Source organism: Oleiphilus sp. HI0117, from assembly GCF_001635235.1.
This window is the reverse complement of the sequence record NZ_LWGA01000865.1, coordinates 1-2,993: the sequence shown is the minus strand read 5'-3', so window position 1 is coordinate 2,993 and position 2,993 is coordinate 1. Positions and strand designations below refer to the sequence as shown.

Here is a 2,993-nt window from a genome sequence, read left to right as displayed (position 1 = left end):
CTTTTCGATTTCTGCTGCGCTTCAAACAAAGCACTTCGATATTGCTATCGTCCACTAATTCTTCGATGCGTTTCTGAAGGTCTTCAAGATAATCCTGTTCTTCAACTTCTACCTCAAGCCAAATAGTCTCACTAAGGTCACCATTGCTTTCTGAACAATAAGCACTGCCATCACGACCGCCCTTCAACTCTGAAAGTTTAGCGCTAATCTCCTCGAGGTTTCCTTTTATTTTGTACAGCTGCTGAAAAACCGGTACTTCAATGGCATCCACCGTCACACCAGCCTCATCAAACTCTACCACTTGCACTGACTTTTTCTGGTTTAGCTCGTCAAAGCTAAGCGGAATTGGCGAACCACTATAGTAGATATTGCCATTGCCCTTAATTTGCTGCTGCTTATGGATATGTCCCAGGGCAATGTAATCTGCCGAGGGAAAGGATGTTGCTGAAAACGCCTCCAAGGTACCGATATAAATATCCCTGACCGATTCACTTGTGCGTGCGCCGACGACTGTTAAGTGCCCTGTCATAATAATCGGGATCTTTGAATCATTAATATCTCTTAAACCCAGGGCCTTACGATAAAGCACCTGATAGTGCCGCTTTATCGCATCTTGTAAATCTCGTTGCTTTTCCTTCCCTGTCGAACCGGAATGACTACCAACCAGGTCTCTAGCTCTTAGAAATGGAACGGCACATATAATTCCCTTTATTTCACCAGCAGCGCCTGTCAGGGGCAATAGCTGTTGCTCGTAGGTATTCTCGTTTGCAGAAGAAATTACATGCGTGTTGAAGTGCGCAAGCAAGTCAGAGGTTTCTTCAAGCATGGCGACAGAATCATGATTTCCGGCAACAATAACGAGAGGCACAGCCTTGTTTGTCGCTTCACTAAAGTCAATCACAAACTTGTGATAAAGTTCGCGAGCATAGCTAGGTGGAGCCCCGGTATCAAATATATCGCCGGCAACAATAACGGCGTCAACCTCATGCTCAAGAACCTGCTCAACCAGCCAATTAAGGAAACCCTGATGTTCTTTTTGGCGACTTTTACCCATGAAATACTGACCAAGATGCCAGTCGGAGGAGTGAATTATTTTCAAGATGTTGACCCGATTTTCAATTTGAAGACTAATTTACCCCTTATTTTTGTGAAGTAAAGGCATTTTATTGCGGACTTGGTTCACATGGTTGCATAAGCTTTCAAAGTGATACAAAGATCACCTTGTTAATTTTCTTGTAAAAGATAAGTTTAATAGTAGCAATGAATTAGCAGGACTTATTGAGACAGATTATGAAAAGACAACTCATCTATCACACACCGATTGCACTCGATGCACAAAGCTATAAAACAAGTGAAGCATCTGTTTTATCAGGCCAAGGGGTACATGAGAGAGCAACGATTAAAACCATTTCTCGTGACGGCATATGCCTAAACTGTGACCAAGAAACCTTGCATCGCTTACTACCCAATACACCTTCGGTATCACCTAAGTGTCCGGTTAAAATTGAAGTCGCATTTAAATTAGAAAGCTTTCTTCAAATTAATGCAGATGTAATCTGTATTAGACGCTTATCTAAAGATACCTTTCAACTTGAGTTACGCTTTGGCGCCTTAGATGCCGAAGCTGAGTGTGAAATTGACGCCTATATTGAACATTCACTATACAAAGAAAAGAGTAAAGTAGTGCAGCCGATAAGAGCTATGAATGAATATTCTGCAGTTGCTTAAGCATTTGATGATGTATAACTAGTTCACACCCAAGCTATGCTCTCGATGTGAACACTGATTTAAGTATTGGCTGGCTTAAAGCTACTTAGTGGGAGTAAGGGTAGGAATAGTATCTTGCTTACTTTCGGTGAGAGCACTAACAAGCTCTGCTTCTGGACGAGAGATGCCACAACTATTCATTAGGTCATCGATCCCCGCTCCCAACTCCACCAAACGTGACGCTTCGGAGTAAGAAACTTTAGTCGGGTCATTTTTCTGCATTTCGTCTATTATGGCTTCAAGCTCTTCGACACGCTTTTCCAGAGCAATAACCTTACGCCCAACACCCATTGAGCCATGGCTAATTCCCTGAACTTCTTTTGATAGCTCATCGACCAGATCAGCAGTGCTCCTTTCTGATAAGGTAATGCTACGCTTGATTACCAAAGCGTACACCGCAAGCAAACATACGAGTATCGCTGAAACCAATGGAACAAACTCTACAGAAATTGACATGCCTACTCCTCATAGCCCTCAATTAGCATTGAGGGCCAAAAACAAATTGGCTATCGAGTTTAGAACGAGCCCATTTCAGACCATTCTTCTTCAGATAGCATCTTCTCAAATTCAACCAAGATAATCAGTTCGCCGTTCTTATTACAAACGCCCTGTATAAATCTTGCACTTTCTTCGTTGCCGACATTCGGCGCAGTTTCCATTTCAGAGTGTTTAATATAAACAACCTCTGCAACCGAGTCGACCAGAATACCAATAACCTGCCCATCAATTTCAAGAACAACGATACGAGAATGGTCAGTTACATCGGCACTAGGTAAACCAAATCGAGTCCGTGTATCGATAACCGTTACTACATTACCGCGCAGATTGATAATACCCAACACATAGTTAGGTGCGCCTGGCACGGGGGCAATTTCAGTATAACGTAATACTTCCTGAATCTGCATTACGTTAATACCATACGTCTCGTCTGCTAAGCGAAAAGTGACGTTTTGCAGAATCGGATCTTCAGCAGCATGGCTACTGTGCCCAGTGTTTGATGTCATTAGTTGACCCCTTACCTATTTCCTAAAAGACAATAATTCGCGCCAAGTTTTCAAAGCTTTACTCTCTCACGTCAAAAACTTAACAGATCATCTTCTAAATATAGAGCATCGCACAATCTATGCCAGAAAATAGTGACACAATTATCAAGAAATTGAGCTTCCATTGCCAGAAGCTTTCTCTTCTAGCATCAAGCTCATTACGTCTGCGTCGAGTAAAGCACA

General features: G+C 42.4%; 4 protein-coding genes. 1 reads left to right on the top strand and 3 read right to left on the bottom strand.

The genetic code is table 11. The annotated features are described in order from the left end of the window. Positions 1-1,054 (bottom strand): exonuclease subunit SbcD (gene sbcD / locus A3757_RS15055; protein ID WP_068739868.1); only part of this gene is annotated, 1,054 nt, incomplete at its 3' end. A 236-nt stretch (positions 1,055-1,290) separates the two neighbouring features. On the opposite strand from sbcD, the gene A3757_RS15050 reads away from it, so the two are divergent. Then, positions 1,291-1,728, top strand: coding sequence for a hypothetical protein (locus tag A3757_RS15050; RefSeq protein WP_068554888.1), 438 nt, complete (start codon positions 1,291-1,293; stop codon positions 1,726-1,728). Between the two features lie 81 nt (positions 1,729-1,809). Here the strand turns inward: A3757_RS15050 and A3757_RS15045 are convergent, their stop codons facing one another. After that, positions 1,810-2,223 carry a DUF2802 domain-containing protein gene (locus tag A3757_RS15045; RefSeq protein WP_068513732.1) on the bottom strand — a complete coding sequence of 138 codons (414 nt, stop codon included), beginning with the start codon at positions 2,221-2,223 and terminating at the stop codon, positions 1,810-1,812. A 59-nt stretch (positions 2,224-2,282) separates the two neighbouring features. Further along, entirely contained in the window at positions 2,283-2,771 is a 489-nt protein-coding gene (locus A3757_RS15040; protein ID WP_068554886.1) for a chemotaxis protein CheW, read from the bottom strand. Between the last annotated feature and the right edge of the window lie 222 nt (positions 2,772-2,993).